The sequence below is a fragment of the Psychrobacter sp. NPDC077938 genome, from assembly GCF_044542635.1.
In the GTDB taxonomy this organism is placed as follows: domain Bacteria; phylum Pseudomonadota; class Gammaproteobacteria; order Pseudomonadales; family Moraxellaceae; genus Psychrobacter.
Map to the genome: position 1 here is coordinate 248,342 of NZ_JBITUW010000004.1, position 20,714 is coordinate 269,055.

At 45.2% G+C, this 20,714-nt stretch carries 8 protein-coding genes; 5 read left to right on the forward strand and 3 right to left on the reverse strand.

What is annotated here, in order from left to right; translation table 11 throughout:
* Positions 1-284: 284 nt before the first annotated feature.
* From yghU to uvrA, 5 genes are all read left to right on the forward strand, one after another.
* Complete coding sequence (gene yghU, locus ACIGBM_RS08935; protein WP_397477489.1) at positions 285-1,106, forward strand: glutathione-dependent disulfide-bond oxidoreductase; 822 nt, start codon at positions 285-287, stop codon at positions 1,104-1,106.
* 263 nt (positions 1,107-1,369) lie between these two features.
* Complete coding sequence (locus tag ACIGBM_RS08940) at positions 1,370-2,662, forward strand: DUF1176 domain-containing protein (RefSeq protein WP_397477490.1); 1,293 nt, start codon at positions 1,370-1,372, stop codon at positions 2,660-2,662.
* A gap of 604 nt (positions 2,663-3,266) precedes the next feature.
* Positions 3,267-4,937 (forward strand): DEAD/DEAH box helicase, encoded by a 1,671-nt coding sequence (locus ACIGBM_RS08945; RefSeq protein ID WP_201568937.1) that lies wholly within the window; start codon positions 3,267-3,269, stop codon positions 4,935-4,937.
* Between the two features lie 277 nt (positions 4,938-5,214).
* Complete coding sequence (locus ACIGBM_RS08950) at positions 5,215-6,459, forward strand: DUF819 domain-containing protein (RefSeq protein ID WP_201568938.1); 1,245 nt, start codon at positions 5,215-5,217, stop codon at positions 6,457-6,459.
* Between the two features lie 232 nt (positions 6,460-6,691).
* Positions 6,692-9,259, forward strand: coding sequence for an excinuclease ABC subunit UvrA (gene uvrA, locus ACIGBM_RS08955; RefSeq protein ID WP_397477491.1), 2,568 nt, complete (start codon positions 6,692-6,694; stop codon positions 9,257-9,259).
* A 99-nt stretch (positions 9,260-9,358) separates the two neighbouring features.
* Here uvrA and ACIGBM_RS08960 read toward each other — a convergent pair whose 3' ends face one another.
* Genes ACIGBM_RS08960 through ACIGBM_RS08970 form a run of 3 tightly spaced genes read right to left on the reverse strand, consistent with a single transcriptional unit; the run spans position 9,359 to position 20,682 of the window.
* Positions 9,359-10,759, reverse strand: a complete 1,401-nt coding sequence (locus ACIGBM_RS08960; protein WP_397477492.1) for a reverse transcriptase family protein — start codon at positions 10,757-10,759, stop codon at positions 9,359-9,361.
* A 3-nt stretch (positions 10,760-10,762) separates the two neighbouring features.
* Positions 10,763-13,003, reverse strand: a complete 2,241-nt coding sequence (locus ACIGBM_RS08965; protein WP_397477493.1) for a hypothetical protein — start codon at positions 13,001-13,003, stop codon at positions 10,763-10,765.
* Positions 13,000-20,682: a HEAT repeat domain-containing protein gene (locus ACIGBM_RS08970; RefSeq protein WP_397477494.1), complete on the reverse strand. Its 7,683-nt coding sequence runs from the start codon at positions 20,680-20,682 to the stop codon at positions 13,000-13,002. The genes ACIGBM_RS08965 and ACIGBM_RS08970 overlap by 4 nt, the downstream gene beginning before the upstream one ends.
* Positions 20,683-20,714: the final 32 nt, after the last annotated feature.

Sequence of the window (20,714 nt, forward strand, 5' to 3'; positions counted from 1 at the left end):
ATCACTATGCAAGCTGAGTAGTATAAGAAAGCCTAGCTCATAATAAAAGTGACTCAAAGTAACTGATATAAGATAACTAATATAAGAGCAATGATGCAAAGGGTTGCTAAAAAAGGCAAAGAGACGAAACAAGACAAAGAAGTTTCTCAGTGCTAATAGCGTATCTGTCTTTACTTTAGCAGTAGAAACATAACATTGATTACAAGAGAGGACTTTAATATCGTTATGAGTTCTCGTTATAGTAAACCTTCGCGGCAGTCATAAATACAAACCGAGGATAAATTATGAGTCAAGATAATAATAAATACGTACCACCAAAAGTTTGGACGCAAGATAAAGATAATGGCGGCAAATTTGCTAGTATTAATAGTCCAACGTCTGGAGCTCGCTATGATAAAGAGCTGCCTGTTGGCAATGCTCCGTTACAGCTGTACTCGTTAAATACGCCAAATGGTGTCAAGGTCAACATACTACTAGAAGAGTTGGCAGAACTTGGTATTGATGGGGCAGCATATGATGCCTACAAAATCGACATCTCTAAAGGTGAGCAGTTTGGCTCAGGGTTTGTGGAGATAAACCCCAATTCAAAGATTCCAGCCTTGGTCGATTATTCTACTGATACAGTAGAGGGGCCGATAGCACTGTTTGAGTCGGGCGCAATCTTAATGTATCTAGCAGAAAAGTTTGATAAGTTCCTGCCGCTGGCTACTGGCAAAGCGCGAGCAGATTGTCTGTCTTGGATTATGTGGCAAATGGGTAGCGCGCCTTTCTTAGGTGGCGGCTTTGGGCACTTTTATGCGTATGCGCCTGAACCTTTAGAGTATCCAATCAACCGCTATACGATGGAAACCAAGCGTCAGCTCGATGTATTAGACACGCATCTAAAAGATCATGAGTACCTATGCGGCAATGATGAATCTGATTACAACATTGCGGATATGATTGTCTGGTCTTGGTATGGTCAGTTGGCACTGGGTAAGCTCTATGATGCAGCAGAGTTTTTACAAGTAGAAGACTACAAACACTTACAGCGTTGGGCTAAGAAAATCGCTGAACGTCCTGCGGTTAAACGTGCAGTAGCGCTAGAGCTAAAACCAATCGATTAAACTAAGTACTCAATACAGTTTAGATCTAACAGTACAGTTTAAGCACAAATAAACCTTAAACACAGCAGCAAGGCTGATAAGCAAATAGCTTATCAGCCTTTTTATTTATATTCATAAAAATGAATATTTGTATGCTATGTCTTCCTTTTGTCTTTACACAATGATACATTAGTACAACAGATAGAAACACTAGTGCGTTAAGATAGCCGAGCACCATTACAATAGACAGGTGTTTATACTTCTTCTACTGAAAGGTGATGATTATGAAAGACAATAATTATATAAACGATATGTCGCTATCAAAAGGCGCTGATTTAACTGGTGTTAATAGGTCAGGCATTACCTATGACGATAATAAGTCTGATGACTATAGCTATAAAGACAGTGCCCAGTCTAATAAAAATCCCAAAAACATCACTGTAGAGCATTATTCAGAAAACATACCTAAAAAAATAAAAGAACAACCCACCTATATGATAAAAAATAAAATATTACTGCCTGTACTTGCAGCGCTTAGCACAGCTTTATTTAGTACCACCAGTATGGCCAGTACATCGACTGAGTTTACTAGCCAAGATTGGCAAGTCGCTTGTGATAATACGCGTACGTGCCGGCTGGCAGGCTATCAAGCAGAGAATAACAGTGAGTTCCCGGTTTCTATATTGCTCGTACGCCGTGCAGGTGCGAATGCTGGCGTGGATGGTAAAGTAAAGCTTGGCGGGGCAAAGGACAGCTCGTCTAAAGCCCTAATGCAGCTCGGTAACCGTCATCGCATCTCGTTGTTTATTAATGACAAAGACTATGGCGAGACTAAACCGTATTCAGCTGCTGCAGGTAATGCTGAGCTTACTCAAGCGCAGGTAACTGCATTATTAGAGGCTTTGACCAAATCTAGCAAGATTACATTGGCCTTGCGCAACTCACGTTGGCAGCTCTCTGACAAAGGTGCCAGTGCTGCCATGCTCAGAGCCGATGAGTTCCAAGGTCGCGTTGGTACATCCAGTGCTTTTATTAAAAATGACGATGCTGTTAAATCTAGTGGCGGTATATTGCCTCCCAAAGCAGCGCCAGTACTGCGGTTTGTCGTGCCAAGTGCCAAAGCGGACGATGGTAATGACAAAAAGTTTGTGATGAGGTCCTCTCAGTTGGCATCGTTGGTAAAAGGCACAATGAAAGATGCAGACAGCGTTTGTCCCAATCTCTCAGACAAATCACCTTGGCGTATCAGTCGTCTAAATGGCTCGCAGCTGTTGGCGCAGCATGAGTGCTGGACAGGCGCTTATAACGCTGGAGCAGGGGTTTGGGTGATTAATGATAGTAAACCTTATAAGCCAAAATTGGTAACGACCAATGCTACTGGCTACGATAAAGGCAAGCTTACCTCTGTGCAAAAAGGACGCGGCATCGGTGATTGCATGAGCAAAACCGATTGGCTATGGACGGGCCGTGCATTTGAGAAAAGTCATGAAAGCACTACAGGACTTTGCCGCTTAATTGAGGCGGGCGGGGCGTGGCAGCTACCTACCTATGTCACAGAAGTCAAAGTAGTACGATAGATAAGTAGCCAGTAGCTTATTTACTTTAGCTATCAAATTTTGCTTTAGGTATTAAATAAAACACCTAAACTTGTTTATTATCAACACTGTTAGTGCTTATTTACTCAGTAATTGAAGAAATAGGTACATATATTTTTTTATTATGCTATACTGCGTCGCCACGTTAGCTTAGGCTTTCGTGAATTATGAGATTGATAACATCGCCTGCGATTTTGGGTCTAGGATGACCATAAGTAATTGTTGCCGATGATTTTGTGTACTTAAATAACCTTTAAAAATATCCGTTATTTTTGACTCATATCTTATCTACTGGCCTATAACTAGGGTCTAGATTGGTTGCTGTTTGCCTTTATCTGCTTTGGACAAAGCATTGATAATGAGCGTATATCAAGCAAGGATAAGACACTCGGCACTACCACCAAAATACGTCAGACAGCACGAACGCATTTATTATAAAGACGCTAAGCTCTATTGGCTTGGTTTCTAATTATCGACAATTTTATATTGCTCGGTAATGCTAATAAGAGCAGCGTGGTGAACGGTTATCAGTGGTATGCATCAAGTTTGCTGAATTTACAGCAACTTATACTTACCAAGGATTCTTATGACTGACATCTTATCTGCAATCGCCGCTGAAAACGGCATCATCGAAAGCACTGACACTCCAAATACTGATAACAGTACTCAAGCGGCTGCTACTGACGCCACTGAAGAAAACAAAATCACTTTTACTGATCTTGGCATTGCTAAGCCAATTCTTACTGCGCTTGATCGCAGTGGCTATACCAACCCAACCCCTATTCAAGAACAAGCCATTCCTTTTGCTCTAGCCGGTCGTGACCTTTTATTGTCAGCGCAAACGGGTAGTGGTAAAACAGCGGCTTTTGTTATCCCTGTACTTGACCGTTTGAGCCGTGCCACTAGCTTTGACAAACTAACCAAAGCACTTATCCTAACGCCAACGCGTGAACTTGCTCAGCAAGTACATGACAGCGTTCGCACTTATTCTAAAGACATGCGTGGTCTATTTTGTGTACCACTAGTTGGCGGCGCACCATACAACGGTCAGATCACTGCTTTGAAAAAGGGCGTTCAAGTAATCGTTGCAACTCCTGGTCGTCTACTTGACCATATCAATGCGGGTCGCGTTGATTTGTCAAACCTAGAAGTATTGGTACTTGATGAAGCTGACCGTATGCTAGACATGGGTTTTGCTGATGATATTAGTGACATCCTTCGTGCAGCGCCAATCGATCGTCAAACGATCATGTGTTCAGCAACTTGGGATGGCCCAGTAGGTAAAATCGCTGCCAGCTTCACTAAAAATCCTGAGCGCGTATCAATCAAAGTAGAATCTGCACACATCGAAGAAAAAGTGTACTACTGTGATGATTTTGATCACAAAAACCGTTTACTTGACAAAATCGTTTGCCAGCAAGATATGGAACAAATCATTATCTTTGCTGCTACCAAACGTAGCACTGAGAAATTGGCTAAGCAGCTACAAGAAGCGGGCCATAAAGCAAGCTTCCTACATGGTGACTTGCCACAGAGCAAGCGTAACCGTATCGTTCAAGACTTGCGTAATGGTAAAGTAAAAATTCTAGTAGCGACTGACGTTGCTGCACGTGGTCTAGACATCCCAGCTATCTCGCACGTTATCAACTATGACTTGCCACGTCAGACTGAAGATTACGTCCATCGTATCGGTCGTTGTGGTCGTGCTGGTCGTACTGGTGTTGCTATCAGCCTATGTAGCATGGATGATCGTCCACAGCTTAACGCTATCAACCGTTATCTAGATCGCAAAATGGAAGTATGTATCATCGAAGGTATGGAGCCTAAGAAAACTTACGTACCTAGCGAAAACAAAGGTAATGGTCGTGGCCGTGGTCGCGGTCGTTCTAATGGCGGTGGCGGTCAAGGCCGTGGTCGTTCAGGCGGTGGCTATGCTGGTAAATCTAGCGGTGGTGGTCAAGGTCGTGGTCGTTCAAGCGACAGCGCTCCAACTGGTCAACGCGCTAGCAACGACAGCGGTTATCAAGGTAAGCCACGTGACACGTCAGGCAAACCAAATGAGCGTTCAGGTGGCAAGCCGTATCAAGGCAAGCGCACTGGTGGCCCAAGCCGCGGTGATAGCAATGGCGTTCCACGTGGTGAGCGTGCTGCAACTGGTCGTGGTCGTCCAAGCGGCAGCCAAGGTCGTCCAGCTGGTCGTTCTGACAGCCGTGGCCAAGGTCGTCCAAACGGCGGCAACCGTGGTAACAACTCGTAATACAGCTATATTTGACGATTTAAATCATTGATTTATTAATCGTCTAAAGATAGCACTAAAAAAGCCAGATACTTGTTATCTGGCTTTTTTGCGTTTACCTGCTTTATATTGCTCAATAACGGGCGTATGACGTTACGTGTCTAGCCGTTCCCTTGCTATTCATTCCGTCAAATACTACTTAGCAAATCCTAGCTAATAGTCGATGGCTGCTTGCAGGAGTTTTTTGCCTTGTCTATACTGATTTACTTTTGCCCGTTGTAAATCTTGGAGCGCCTTGATGCAAGCCACCTCAAACTTAGCAATCGATAATTTGCCATTAGCCTTTGGCATTATCATGGCCATTATTGGTCTGGTTTTTTATACCCAAGGCTTGCCGGGTAAGTTTTGGCGTCGGTTTTATGCCATATTGCCTGGTATTGTGCTTTGCTGCTTTATACCAGCAACTCTAAATAGTTTAGGCGTGTTTGCCGATGGCGTTGGTTCGCAGATTTATGGCTTTACTGCGACTTATTTGCTGCCAGCAAGTTTGCTGTTGATGACCTTATCCATGGATGTACCTAAAATATTGGGCTTAGGCTGGAAAGCGATTGCGATGTTTTTTGCTGCCAGTATTGCTATCGTCATCAGTGGTCCGATCAGTTTGGGAGTCGCTAAGTGGATATCGCCTGCGATGTTTACCGATGATACGTTATGGCGTGGGTTCTCGGCCGTAGCGGGCAGCTGGATAGGCGGCGCGGCTAACCAAGCAGCGATGAAGGAGCTATTTGGAGTCAGTGATGATTTGTTTGGTATGATGATTTTGGTCGATACCACCAATGCATCACTGTGGCTGCTAGCTATCTTGGTCATGGCAAAACACAGCGACAAGATAGACCGCTTTTTGCGCGCTGATACCAGTAGTATTGATAAAGTAGTCAAAGCAGTCGAGAGTTATGAGCGTGATCATGCCCGCCCAGCAACCATCAATGATTTGATGGTGATGTTTGGCTTATGCTTTGCCATGGTCGGGGTCGCACACTTTATCGGTGGCCAGATTGCAGAGTTCTTTGCGCCTTATAGCTGGGCCGTTCAGTATAGCTTTGCCAGTTCGTTCTTTTGGATGGTGGTAATTATTACCCTAATAGGCGTTATATTTTCATTCACTAAGATTCGCAGGTTAGATCATGTTGGCGCCTCAAAAATCGGCACAGTATTTATCTTTGTATTAATCGCCGCAATCGGTATGCAAATCAATCTGGCTGGTATCGTCTCACAGTGGCGACTATTGCTTATCGGTTTACTATGGATGAGCATCCATGTCGTTATCATATTTGCTGTCGCTAGAATCATTCGTGCGCCATTTTTCTTTTTGGCAGTTGGCTCTAATGCCAATACAGGCGGTGCATCGTCAGCCCCGATTGTCGCTACTGCCTTTCATCCATCACTGGCGCCTGTCGGAGTGTTTTTGGGTATTTTAGGTTACGCAGTAGGGACATTTGGTGGTTATATCAGCACCCAACTGATGCGCTTGGTTGTGTCTTAATGTCTAAGTTACCACTCTTTTAATAGCATTTCTTGCTAAACAAAACCCGCGTTGATGCGGGTTTTTTATTATTAATGATTGGGTGACTTGAGTTATCATTTTGTCTATCTATGCTATTGATACGTAAGCCCAGCCATGGCCACGCATGAGTACGTGTTAACCTTTCTATTAATTAAATAAAGAAAACTAAGCACGTTAGGAATAAACAACGATTCATAGGAACAATAACGCTATGGCAAACTCAAAAAAACTAGAAGAAAAAACAAGTAAAACAAACACAGTGAGAAATGCCCTTTATAACCCTGATCAAGACAATATTCAGGTCAGAGGCGCACGTGTACATAACTTAAAGAACGTTGATGTTGATTTACCTCGCAATGCATTAGTGGTCTTTACCGGTATCTCAGGCTCAGGGAAGTCCTCATTGGCATTTGGTACGTTGTTTGCCGAGTCACAACGCCGCTATCTTGATTCTGTATCGCCTTATGCGAGACGACTCATTGATCAAGTTGATGAGCCAGATGTTGATTCTATAGAAGGGTTACCACCAGCAGTCGCCTTGCAGCAGAAGCGAGGTACGCCTTCAGTGCGCTCGTCCGTGGGTAGCGTGACGACGATATCCAACGGTCTGCGTATGTTGTACTCACGCGCAGGAGAGTATCCCGCTGATCAAGAGATTCTATACGCTGACGCATTCTCCCCCAACACCCCAGATGGCGCTTGTCCGACTTGTTCAGGTATCGGCCGCATATTTGAGGTCACTGAAGAGCTGCTGGTACCAGACAATACCAAGACCATCCGTGAGCGTGCGATTGCAGCATGGCCACCAGCATGGCAAGGTCAAAACCTCAGCCGTATATTGACTACATTGGGCTATGATATTGATAAACCATGGCATACATTGCCGAAAAAAACGCGTGATTGGATTTTGTTTACGGATGATACGCCAACAGTGCCTGTCTATCCTGAATACAACATTGAGCAAACGCGTGATGCGATAGAAAAAGGCGAAAAACCAAACTACATGGGTACTTTTACCAGTGCTAAAAACTTCATTTTGCACTCTTTTGCTACCACTCAGAGCCCGCGTACTAAAAAACGCGTCTCGCAGTTTATGCAGATATCTGAGTGCCCAGAATGTCATGGTAAAAAACTAAAGAAAGAATCGCTATCGGTTAAGTTTGCAGGATTGGATATCGGTGAACTGTCACAGTTAACACTGACTGAAATGGCAGAAAAATTAGAAACAACCGCTCGTACCAAGGTAGCCGATAACACACCAAACCGTGAAAAAGCCATCGTTGCCCAGCGTATCGCCAGTGATATTCTCTCTCGTGTTGAAGCGCTGACAAGATTAGGGTTAGGCTATCTCTCACTTGAGCGTACCACACCGACACTCTCTCCTGGTGAACTACAACGATTACGATTAGCCACTCAAATTCGCTCGCAGCTATTTGGCGTAGTCTATGTCCTTGATGAGCCATCAGCAGGTCTGCACCCTGCTGATACTCAGGCACTACTAGGTGCACTGGATGAGCTAATCGCCGCTGGTAATTCTGTGTTTGTCGTTGAGCATGACGTGAGTGTCATCAAACATGCTGATTGGGTAGTCGATGTCGGGCCAAAGGCAGGCACGCATGGCGGCGAGATTGTCTATAGTGGCCCTGTAGATGGACTTCGTGAGATTGAACAGTCGCATACTGGTCAATATCTATTTGCCAATGCGACGTCTAACGCACAGTCAAAATCTAATACAAGGCAGCCGGCAGCCTGGCTTAAGCTTGCCAACATTGAGCGAAATAATATTACAGGATTAGATGTTGAGTTTCCGCTTGGGGTGATGACCAGCGTCACAGGGGTCTCGGGCTCGGGAAAATCAAGTCTCGTCAGTCAAGCGTTGGTAGAGCTTATTAATGAAGCATTGGGTCAAAAAACAGCTACAGAAGCGCCTGTCGGTGAGGCGGACTTACTTGAGCAGGAGCTTGAGTCGGTAACCAGCGGTGAAATTGTCGCTGGTATGGAGCATGTCCGACGTCTTATTAATATCAATCAAAAAGCAATTGGACGTACACCGCGCTCTAATTTGGCAACCTATACTGGCTTGTTTGATGATGTGCGTAAGATTTTTGCGGCGACTAAGCAAGCCAAATCTCATGGCTATAATGCTGGCAGGTTCTCATTTAACACGACCAAAGGCCGCTGCCCAAATTGCGAAGGCTTAGGGTTTGTTAGTGTTGAGCTGTTGTTTTTACCAAGCGTCTATGCACCTTGTCAGGTTTGTCATGGTCAACGCTATGACGAGGAAACGCTGGCAATCACTTATCGAGACAAAAACATCGCTGAAGTATTAAACTTAACGGTTGAAGCGGCACATGAGTTTTTTGCTGATGAGGCGCCTATTTTGCGTGCATTAGAGGCGTTGCTACAAGTTGGACTTGGCTACTTACGTCTGGGCCAGCCAGCTACCGAATTATCGGGCGGCGAAGCACAGCGCATTAAACTTGCCACTGAGCTGCAACGCACGCAGCGAGGCGACACGTTATACATATTAGATGAGCCAACCACCGGCCTACATCCTGCTGACGTGTCTATGCTCATGACGCAGTTAAATGGTCTCGTCGATGCGGGCAATACTGTCATCATGGTTGAACATGACATGCAAGTGGCGAGCAATAGTGACTGGATTATAGATATTGGGCCAGGAGCAGGGGATGAGGGCGGGGTAATCGTCGCTCAAGGTACGCCATATGACGTTGCCCAATCAAAAGACAGTCGTACTGCAGCGTTTTTATTGGTGTAATGGCGCTATATTTACATCAGTACATGTTACTGATGTAAAAACGAGTATTAGAAATAGAATTTTTCTAATACTCGTTTTTTTATAAATATAGATAAATATCTATGCAGGTGTCTCTTGCTGCACTTGTAAACGTTCAATTCTAGCTAGATAACTGTGTCCTAGCTCTGGCTCTGCCGAGGCTATCCAAGCGGCATATCCTGACAACGTATTTAAAGTCTCATCAGCGCGTAATGTGCCGCCTGACTCTAAGTTATGAATGGCTGCTCGTAACATGCGCTTAATCTGACGAGATACCCTTGGCACGCCGCTACCATTGACCACCATGCCAGTAACGTTATGCTGATTGTCTTTACGAATCACGCGCGTTTTATCATTATTCAACGCAAAACCTTCTTCACGTAATATCTTATGGACTGAACCGAGCAGTTGCCCGATCAGCTTGTTGTGCTTAGTGTCTGAATCGCTCTTTGCAGAGGTAGATTTCTGACTGGATACTGGCAAACTAAACGTTAAATCATCGGCATAACGACTATAACGTAGGCCCAACTTTTCTGCCAATCCTGTCAAGCGGCGGTCCAGATTTAGGCAAACGATGTTCGTTAATGCCGGACTGGTAGGCGCACCTTGCGGCAAAGCTCTATCGCCCAACGCCACATAATAGGTAACACCATCTTGCTGCACCACCTGTCTGGGCGACTCTGTACAGAGTAATGCCAGTAATGTCGCAATTTGTTCTGGGTAGCCAGCATGACGAAAGACCCCTTTGACACGGCGCCAGCTCACGCTAGGAAAGAAATCTTTGACATCTAGCTTAATAAGCAGCTCACTATTGCTATGTACTGCCGCGTTGGTCACGATGGATTTTCCGCGTACAAAGCCATGGGCGGCACCATGCGTCGTTAAGTTATTCAAAATATTATGCAAAATCCAGCGTTGTACAAACTTCAAACGTGGTCTCGGCGACCATATTTGACGTGCTGTCCCATTGCGCTTGGCAATAGTAAAATGCGAATAAGACAGATTGGTGGCAACCTCTCTTTGATAGCACAATCCTTTTAACTGCGGGATGCTAAGGTTAACCGCTTCTGCTAACTCATTATGTTTACGCAGCAGTGGCAGTTTGTTTTCAATCAGCCGATTGGCCGCGTCTTTGATATCCCATTTATCGGTACTGGTATCGTCCGTCCAATATACATGGCGGCCAAGATAAACCATGTGATGCGCTTTGTATGCTTGCCAAGCAGCTTTTTTGAGACTTCTTTCTTCAGCTGCTTCCTTTTTTAAGGATTTTTTATAGCGATCCCGTTCTTTTGGGCTCATATTGTCGACAGGTTGACGATCGACCATAAAGCCTTGACTGACTAGCTGCTGCTGAACATATTGGTAACGTCCGCCCGCCTGCTCAATATCTTGCCATAGTTGCTGCCACTGACGCACAAAAGGAGTGAGTATTGGCTCAGGGCTGATGTAATCGTTATTGTTGGCTATGTGTGTTGTCATACATTACATCCCTTGGTTTTCGATAAAGCCTTTGGCTTCAAATCTGGCAATATGTTGTAAAAATGCGGCTTTGGCTTGAGCAGGCTGATTGAACACCAGCTGCTGGCGCGTATCCTTGTCACCTATTGTTTGTTCAATGGTGATCTTCTTATGGGCAATGGTGATGTAAACATAAGCAATAGCGGTCTCTTGTGTCTTATCGCTTGCAGTCGCAGTTGCATGTGACTGGGCGGCTGGTTGTGCTAAGGCCGTCAAATCAAGTGTTGGTGCAGAAGATAATGTCATTAACGAGTTATAGCCTGCTACTTGTACGCTTTCTTGTTTATTCTTAGGTTGATGTAAGCGCTTACTCGGTACGCGTTTACTCAAGACACGAGTGTCATGCCAGCTGTCATTACTTGTGTTATTCGGGTCGTATTGATTGTACCTAAGACGCAGCGCGATAAGATGCGCGCACACACCATGAGTGAGACGATGCTGCAAGTACTGCGGACAGCTGCATTCTGCTTTGGTCACCAGTCCTTCGTCGCCCAATTGCAGCTGACTGTGGTAAGTACGTCTGTCTTCTTCGACATGAATATCTGCACGAATGGTAATACCTTTGACAGCGACTGTCTCAACAGAGAATTTCTGCACGGCATCCGTACGGCTAATCAAATCAAAAGCCTGCTTTTCTGCCTCATTGTGATAAGCGAACTGTGCCATATCGAGCGGCACTTGGCTCAAAGGTCTGTAGTGATACAGCTGCGTCGCCATCTCATAGCGAATTAAGCCTTGCTGAGTACCTGACAGTAACCATTGCTGTACTTGTGAGTGAGAAACAGGCACAGACGTTAATGAAGCATTTGCTGATAGCGACTTTACCAAACCTTTCAAAGTACTAGGGGTATTTTCCAGTGTTTTAATTAATACAGACAAACCATTATGCTTAGCGTTACTATCATTATTGCTGTCATTTAAAGTTGCGTTACTACTGTCTGATAAGCCTTCACTGGCAGCTAATGTATTACGCAATGGGCGCTTGGGTAGTAACAAGTCAAAGTTTAATGACTGTGACCAATTGGCTTGGCTAAAGCCTGTCATGGCAAAGGTGAAGTGAAATCCTTTGCCCGTCACGGTCCAATAGCTTGGCATGCCTTGACCCAATAAAGAGACGGAAACACTATCAGCATGCGGCAACAGGCGTTTTAATAGGCTGAGACGACGGCGACCCCATAAGCGAATGAGCTTTGCTTGTTGACCCTGATAAGGCTTTTGCTGTTGGCTGACTTGGCTTGTGACAGTGATGTCAAACGGCTCCAATATAATCACTGGCAGCTGCTGAGGTCTAAGCTCAATCAGCAATCCGCGGCGTTTGCCTTTGACGTCAGCATGCATACGCAGCTTAAACAGCACGTTATACAGTGCGATTGGATCGAGATGGATGGTGTCTTGTGGCAATTGACCTGCAGACTGTACTTGCAGCAGTGCTCTGATCCAGCTTTTGGGTACATTGATACGTTTTTCTATGATTTGTTTTTTTACGGTGGGCGTAGTTACTGTACTATCAGTATCTGCTTCAGCTGTCTCTGGTTTGGCTTCGAGCAACTGTAAACCGACCGCTTCATGACCAATGTCTAATATCGTTTGTTGATGATCGCGTATTTTCTCAATACCGTTAAACAAGGCCGCACTATAATCAATGCTTGTCGTACCAAGGGTAGGTTTGGTACTTTGCTCAAAAATCTCATTGGTCAAGGTCAATTGAGCATAGCAGCCTTCATCACGGCTAAATACCTCAAAGCTAACACCTTGCTCATGCACCTGAATAATCGGGTCCAAAATACAAAAAGCTAATGGGTCGTTATCGAATAGCCACGTGAAATAATCACGCTGCGCAGTAAATAGGTTCTTATTGCTGCTGGCACGGCGCATCTGCATAAATACCGTGTACGCTGAGCGGTCTTTTGGCACATAACGGTAATCGCTGCTGACCACATCAAATAAGGCTAGCAAACTGTCACGAAAGACAAGGGGAGACTTGACCTTACCGTGGAAGTTAACCTCCGATCGATTCAGCTGAGCAAATAGTGCCACATGCTGAGTGTGTTCGCTTGTTTGCGCCTCCGATAGTGAGTCTGACGATTCGTTAACTTGACTGATTTGGCTGGGTGCGGCGTAGTCCAATTGCATCATCAGGCCATCAGTGTTTGCTACTTCTGACTCTGTTTCTGATGCTTGGTCTAATTGATTGTCTATAGTCATTGACTGTCTCCTTCACCCTGATTGCTTTTTTGACTGCTGTCCTGACTATATGCCAACGGACGCTTTTGCTGTGCTCGTATCATGGCACGTTGCCAGCGGCGTAGTACTTTATAAGCAAGCTTCTGAATGTCTGAGTTTTCATGTGCCATAAGCGTCGTCAGCCACTGTTCAATATTTGGATCATGTAGCTGCCCAAGCGCTTCGATAGCACGGATACGAACCGTCAGCTCCATGTTGTCATTATTTGCACAATGATAGAGTGCATCAGCGTCTTTTGCTCTGATCCACTGTAGCAGCTGTTGATTGATTGGTATCTCGGTAGACGAGCCCTTATGTTTGAGCGCATTCTTTACTACCGTTATTATGGATTTTTGGGTAGATGTATCGCTTTGTTCAATACGAGTTAGTAGCGTTGATAGTAAGGTTCGGTTGTCATAAGTGAGCGGTGATTGAACCGTAGTTGATACGCTGCTCAATGTTGGCACTATATTTGATAACACCTTATCGTCAGCGACTGGTCTGGCCAGTAGTCCTAACAGCGCTTGCTGCCACCAACTGCTAACAGTCGTAGAGAGCAGTGGAATAGAGGTGATGGTCAATGGTTGACGAGCATCATTGAGCCAATCAAGCATTGCCGCGATTTGCTTAGTAGCCGCTTTGTCGACAGTTCCTTTGGCAGTTGTAATGGCTATATGACGCATGATTAGCCACACCAGTTGCGAGATGGTGGTACCCACTTGCTCAACCATGCTAATCCACTGACTATTATTGATGGTCGTTGGACTGCGGTTGATGGTATCGATAAGCGTGTGCCATTGCTCGCTTGCAGTGTCAAAACGCTGCTGCAACGTCGTAACCATCTCTTTATCAAGATAGTTGGTCGGGTATTGGGTCAGATAGCACAGTCCAATATGCTGTGTCAGTGTGTTACTACTGGTAATCAACGCGGTAAGCTGCGATGTTGGCATGTCTTGCTTGGCCATAATGGCATTTTGCAGTGCCATCAAGATGTCGGATGGTAAGTGCGCGCCATGCTGGGTGATAAATGCTGCCAGCTCATCGATGCTGCTATTATCAATGATACGCTTTAGACTTAAATGCTCAGTCTCTTCTATAAAGTCATTATTATGGCTTTGAATGGCTGCCCAATCATAAGGATAAATCTGCGACGCGAGACTGCCCCAGGTTTTCTGTGCCGCAGTATAAGCCGCCATGAGCACAGCACGATCTAGGTTGTTTTGCTTTAAGATATCTAAAATTAATGCTTTATTGGCATCGTTATCATTCATCTGCAGTAGCCATACCGCATGCCTTTGCGGACGGAAAAATATGGCTTTATCGATATGAGTGCGGATATAGCTGCGAATTTGTTCCCAAGCAGGCGTTGTGTTGAGCCAGCGCAGTCCATTTAACCAATGGACAATGGCGGGATTGGTGAAATGGACTGCGGGGTCTGACAAGTGCGATTTTAATAGCTCAAAAATATGCGAACTATGCTCAAAGTCACCACCTTGTGCAAGGCGACCTAAGGCTTCACTGGCCACGTCTTGTAAGTAGTGCTCGTCGTCCTCGGCCAGTTTGATTAACTTATCATAGGCTTTGTATAAGGTATGAACCTGTAAGTTTTTATCAGCGTTGTCCGCAGGCGAGCTAGCATTAGGCGAGTCAGCATTTTGATTGTTATTGCTGCCTAGTAGCTCGCCAATGGCTAACACACTGCAGCTGCGGAACTCAGCATCAGGGTTATAATCGATAGTGGCCATCAAGATATTGACCCCATCAGCATGACCGCATTTAGCGAGTCCTTCAGCCGCGGCAAATTGTACATCGGCGTCTTTATTGCGTAGAGCGTTTTGTAATGAAGCAATGCTGCCTTGCCGCCTTTTGGCTCGATATGCCAGTGCCTCGACCAATTTAAAAGTATGCTTAGCTGGCATTTGCTCGTAAGCGAGTGCTAAAGCGGTATCAATGCGTGAGGATAGATCGCTGTCGTCCGATTTCACCCATGCAAGTGACGGCAATAGCTGTGCGGCATGCGCATAATCACTATGACTCATAAGCGTAGTAAACAGTGACAACAAGACTTGCGAGTCTCTAGGGTGCTGACGTTGTAACCAGCGCGTGTCTTCACGTTCGTCCAAATAATCCTCAATTTTTTGATCGTAACCACTGATTTTCACCAAAGTATCAAATAAATATTTACGCTCTTCTTTATTTTTTTGCGGCGTGTGCTCAAACAGACTTTCTAAACGCTGTAGTAATGGCGCCACGAGATTCGTGTTACGTAGGTCAGCGATATCCCAATAAATAAACTGCTTAGGTTTGTTGATATGTGGATCATCAAGTAAGGCTAATAATCGTAAGTGAGCCTCATTGGCGACCTGTTCAGCAGTCGCAATATTAAAGCTACTCTTTAAATGACCCTCTAAAGTGTTCTTATTGATGAATTGGTACGACGTGAGTGCCTCAGTAAGTAATTTCCAGCTACGATATCTCTCATTACTGGACTGAGCGTCTTCAGCAAAATCAAACAAGTCATCAAATAGTGTGCTGTCCGCAAAGAGTACGTCATAAAACTCAACCAGTTGACTCAGTGCTTGATATTTTGCATTCCAATCATCACTCTTCACAGCATGCAGCAAAAACGTCAGTTTGTCTTGGCGCTGCACTGACGGCGATTGACTGTTTGCAAAGGGCGTGACGATGACTTGTTTCCATTCAGCAACGATCTGAGGCAGTAACGACTGACAATAAGTCTGTAGCCCAAGCAAGCTGGCTGGCAGATGGCCTAGTCGGCCTTTTAACAGCTGATAGGTCTCTTCTGCTAAGGTGTGATTATTGGTTTTTAACAAATCAATGAGTTGTTGATCAGCGCTACTACTGACAGTAGCTGTATCCGATGGTTTGCTTTGCTGCTGTACGGCATTGTTATTTGCGGTATTTAGCAATAGATCCAAGCCGCGTTTGACCATATCACGGTAGGGCGTGCTCATGGCATAGTCAGCCAGCTTTTTGGCAGGCATGTTTAGCTTATACAAGCATGACCAAGCCAACTCACGAGTGTCAAAACTACTGTGATTCAGTAGTGGCAACAACACGCGACTGGTACTATCTCGCCAGTCCTCATTGTTATTAGTGTTGTTATTGGTGTTAAGCTGCGATGATTGAGCAGCAAGCCACATTAGCCCTCGAATGGCTTGGTCTGTGGTGCTGCTATTCGCATAATAATCATCGCCTGCGCGTATGACGCCAATCCAAGCGCCAAAGGCAAGAGACTGGTATGGATAATGCACCTCAGAACTGTCTTGCTTATCAGTAGAAGAGCTATCGACTGTTTGTGCATTGCCTGCCATATTAACGGTGGCTGTAACTGGGTGCGCACTTAACAATGCCTGCAAACTGCGTTGCCATTTTTGTAATGTATCAAAAACATCGTCCTCATCGTCATAGTAGTCATGGGCGAGTAATTCAGATAAGTTACAAATGACACTAATGGTTTGCGCGCGTACCAATGGCTGCTGATGTCGACTGAGGTTGGCGAGCTGTTGTAAGTTTTCGGTACTGACGGTTGTCAGGATACTTGCTCGGATAGAGGCCGTATTATTCGACTGTCCTTTAACAGCACCTTTATCTACCGTGTTTGGCATGGCATCTGCCATCATTGTGATGACTTCAGAGTGAGAAGATAAAACACTGTTTAATTGACGTGACAAGTAATCACTTAGGTACTGCCACGCTGACGATAGTGCTTGCTGGTTATTAGGGTGTTGTACGTCATTCGGGTAACGAGCGAGTATATTGGCATAGACTACTGCCGTGTCATTATCGGCAAAGCTTAGGGCTTCTATCAGTCGGTTGGGTCGTCCAGTGCTGGTAGCGGTCGTTTCAGGAACTTGCCAGCCACCTTGCAAGCCATTCTGTAAGTCATTAAATATCAATAACAGTCTGGCTGCTACTGCATAGGACTCTGACTCAAATAAAGGCTGTAATTGCCGTGCATGTGTAATACCTAAACCGTGCTGCGCTTGTAGCCAATGCGTAGGCGTCATCGGTGCAACAAGCGTACTAAGGTTGTCTGTTTCGTCTCTTATGTCATGAGTAAGGAAATACTGCCCGCGAGCATCACCCAAAATAGCCAAACACAAACTGGCTGATTGACTGATAATGGCGCGCTCATCTTTTTGCCATTTCACCAGTTGATCAACGTCCTCAAGCGAGACTATCTGCGTAATCTTTGGCGCAAGTGATTTAAAATCGGCGTCAGGGTGGTGTAGATATTTAGCATACCAACCTAGTGCATCATGCTTTGATGGGTATGCCAGTTTAGACAAGCCATACAGCGCTTGGCTTACATGACTGTGCCACTGGGTATAGCTGTCACTTTTCTTGCCTTGAGGGGGCATAGGCAACTCTAAGTAGTGCTTAAAGACTTGATACGCTTGTTCATCACTCCGCTGCGCCTGTTCTTCGTCAGCATATAGGCGTGATTGGCTGGCCAGTAGTTGCGCGACTGTTAGCTGGATATCAGGGTAAGGGCTTCTTAGGGCCGCGGTAATCAATGCTTCGTGATGATTCGGTTGATCATCGGTGCTACTATCATCTAGGCTACTGTAATCCGCTAAAATAGTAGGCTGTAAGTCTGTCAGCGCCAAAGCGACCGTCAAAGCTTGTTTACGTAGCTCAACACTGTCATCAGCGAGCATGGCCACTAGAGCTGGCATCAGGTGTGTCAGCTGAGTCGTATTGGCTTTGGCTTGCACTGTCGTAAGGGCCAGTTGCTTGGTATCCGCATAAGGGCTGGCAAGTGCGTTTAACATTACGTCAGCAAACCCTAAATGCTTGCTTTGTTTGAGTGCGATGTCAAAGGCTTGTTTGCGAATAGCGGCAAACGTATCTGCAAAGAATAGGGTCAGGACAGCTTGATTGGTCTTTTGACTATCAGTTTCTTCAACTTTATTTGTTTTATGCTTCGATGTCATCGACAGCAACAGTCGTTGCCATTCTTCTATCGCCACTTGATGCACATCTTCAAAGAGGCTCTGCTGCAATAGCTCAATGATGTCAACGATGGCGCTGTCAGAAACGTTTTTAGAAATAGTGTCAGATGACTGCTTAAATTGGCGGTTTAATAGAACTTTAACCACTTCTAACCGAATACTGGTAAAAGGGTTGTTCAATGCCTGTAGCAGTATGTCTGTCATCTCTGACGACATCTGAGCGCTTTTATCACTGCTATCACCACTATTTGAGCTATCTGGTGCAACATGCTTTAAAAACAGTGCTAAAGACTGCTCGTGAATATCTTGATGTTTAGAAGCAAAACCCGTCGCTGCCCAAGATAATGCATTGTCTGCCAATTTGCCATAGGCTTGCATGGCGACTTGGCGCACGCCAGCGTCCTTATCGTCTAGTAATGTCGGTAGGACTGCTTTGGCATCTTCTATATTTAAATGACCAAGCGCGGTGGCGACACCAGCACGGATGATGGCACTGTCATCATGGCTCATCAGACTAATCAGGGTGCCAAACGCCCGTTTGTCTTGTAGGCAAGCCAGCGCATAAGCCGCTCGGAAACTGATATCTTCGTGACTATTGCTTAAGCTTTGTAATAAGGGCTCTAACGTATCATTGCTTAGACTTATGGATTCAGTAGCAGGCTTTTTGGATTTGGCCGTTTTAGCCTTATTTTTAGACTTAGATGCTTGGGTACTATCTGCTTGCGAGATAAAATCTTGCGTGGATAGGGTTAAACGGATCGCCTCATCGGATTGTTTAACATTATTATTCGCCGCTGTACTACTAGCGTTATCTAGTAGCGTGCCGCGTAGTAAGCGAAAGTCATCAAAATCAGTCAGGGTACGCAATGTTTGCGTGTCGCCTTGCTGTTTTAACGCCTCTATCAACTTGGGTTGAGACAGTAATGAGACATAAAATGCCGTTTGCCTAATCTCTGTATTACGATGATTCTGTAGCAGCATCAACTGACGCGAGACTTCAAGGTGATTTAGCATGCCGCGCTGATACAGACGAATTAACCCTGATTGGACAATGTCCGACTGATTGCAGTCTAATGCCATCAAATCTGCTTGCGGACTGTTCTCTGGCAATAAGGTCTCAAGTGAGGCCAATGCTTGCTTGCGAATATTCGCAAAACTGTGTGACAGCGCTTCTCTTAAAATAGGTAAGATGCGGCGCTGGCTGGTGGCATCCTTCATTGCAACCTTTAGGTAACCTTGTAACGCAGAGGCCACCACTTCCTCGTAGTAACGGTTTTTAAAGGCTTCTTCTAAATAATGCAGCGGGCGCTTCGCCGTACTTGCACGGTCGGCCAAGGCATGAAAAGCAGCAAGACGTACTTTTGCACTGTGCGCCGAGCTTAGTTGCTGCTCTAAAACCTGTGCAGTTTTATCAAGATTAGTAGTGGCAACCCACTGTACCAATTGCAATGCTTGATTGGCCGTAAGTGTGTCGCTATCAGCAAGTAATTTTTTAACCAGCTCTAACGTTTGGTTGTCTGCTTGCGCCTGTAGCAGCGCCAATCCTTCTTTAAATGACACATCATTATTGTTTGACGTATCTGTCAGTAACTGGCTGATTCTCTGATAGCCGTCTTTGATGATATAAGTGACTGGCAATAGCTTGCTATTTTTTGACGTGCTATTCTGTGACGTACTTTGAGTATGGTCAATAGGTATAAAACGTAAGCTTTGATCGGCACTGACTACGATGAGCGTTGGTTGTTCAGCGTAAGAAGATAAGACGATCTGTCGAGCCTTGGTCAGATCCTCTTTACAGCTATTTGGTTGACCTTTATCAAATGCCCATGATTTGACGCTCTTGTCATCGGCGGCAGTGAATAGCCGAGTGTCTGAGACACAAAGCGCCGTGATCATTTCGCTGTGTTGGCTAGACTTGGCTCTATCAACAGGGTGCAGATCGCCTTGGACATGAGTACGGTATAAGCACTTATCTGCGCCTGCTGAGAAGAAGTGCTGCCCGACTGGCTCAAAACACAGCGCGTTTACTTTACCTTGGTGGAGCTGTTTGCGGCTACTTAGAGTGAGCTGGGCTTCATCTGATGCCCATTGATAGCTACTAACATCTCCTGTTTTATCTGCCACGACTAACCACGAGCCATCACTTGACGTTGCTAGCGCTGTCAATACAGACTCTTTACTTGATGCTGCTATAGAAGGCGAATAAGGCTCAATGATGACAGTACTGCTGGCTTGACTGTCCTGATAAGGCCATACCACGATATGTTTTGGATATAGAATAGCCAGTGCATCTTGTAGTGGTGCCATTGCTACGGCACGGCCTATATCATTGTTATTATTTTCAGGGGCATTGAGCAAGGATTTGGCACTGGTCTTCTTAACTTTCTTGGCTTGCCAATCTGTTTGGTAAAGATGACCATCATCACCAATCATAACAATAGTGCTGTCATCTATTTTGGTGATGGCTTGCATCGCACAAGGCAGTGCAGTTGTCGATAAGCTAAATTGCTCACCTTGTTGATCGAGGACGTATAAGACCGTAGTGGATGCTTGCTGCTGGCGAGTAATAAAAAGACTGCGCCCATCTTGCTTGGTTGTCTTTTGAGTTGCCGCTTGAGTACTGTTGGCCTTACTGACTAAGCCAATAATTTGACCCCAATAGGGGAGTGTTATTGTTTTCATGGTGTTATCTCAGTTGAGGTGACGTCATATTT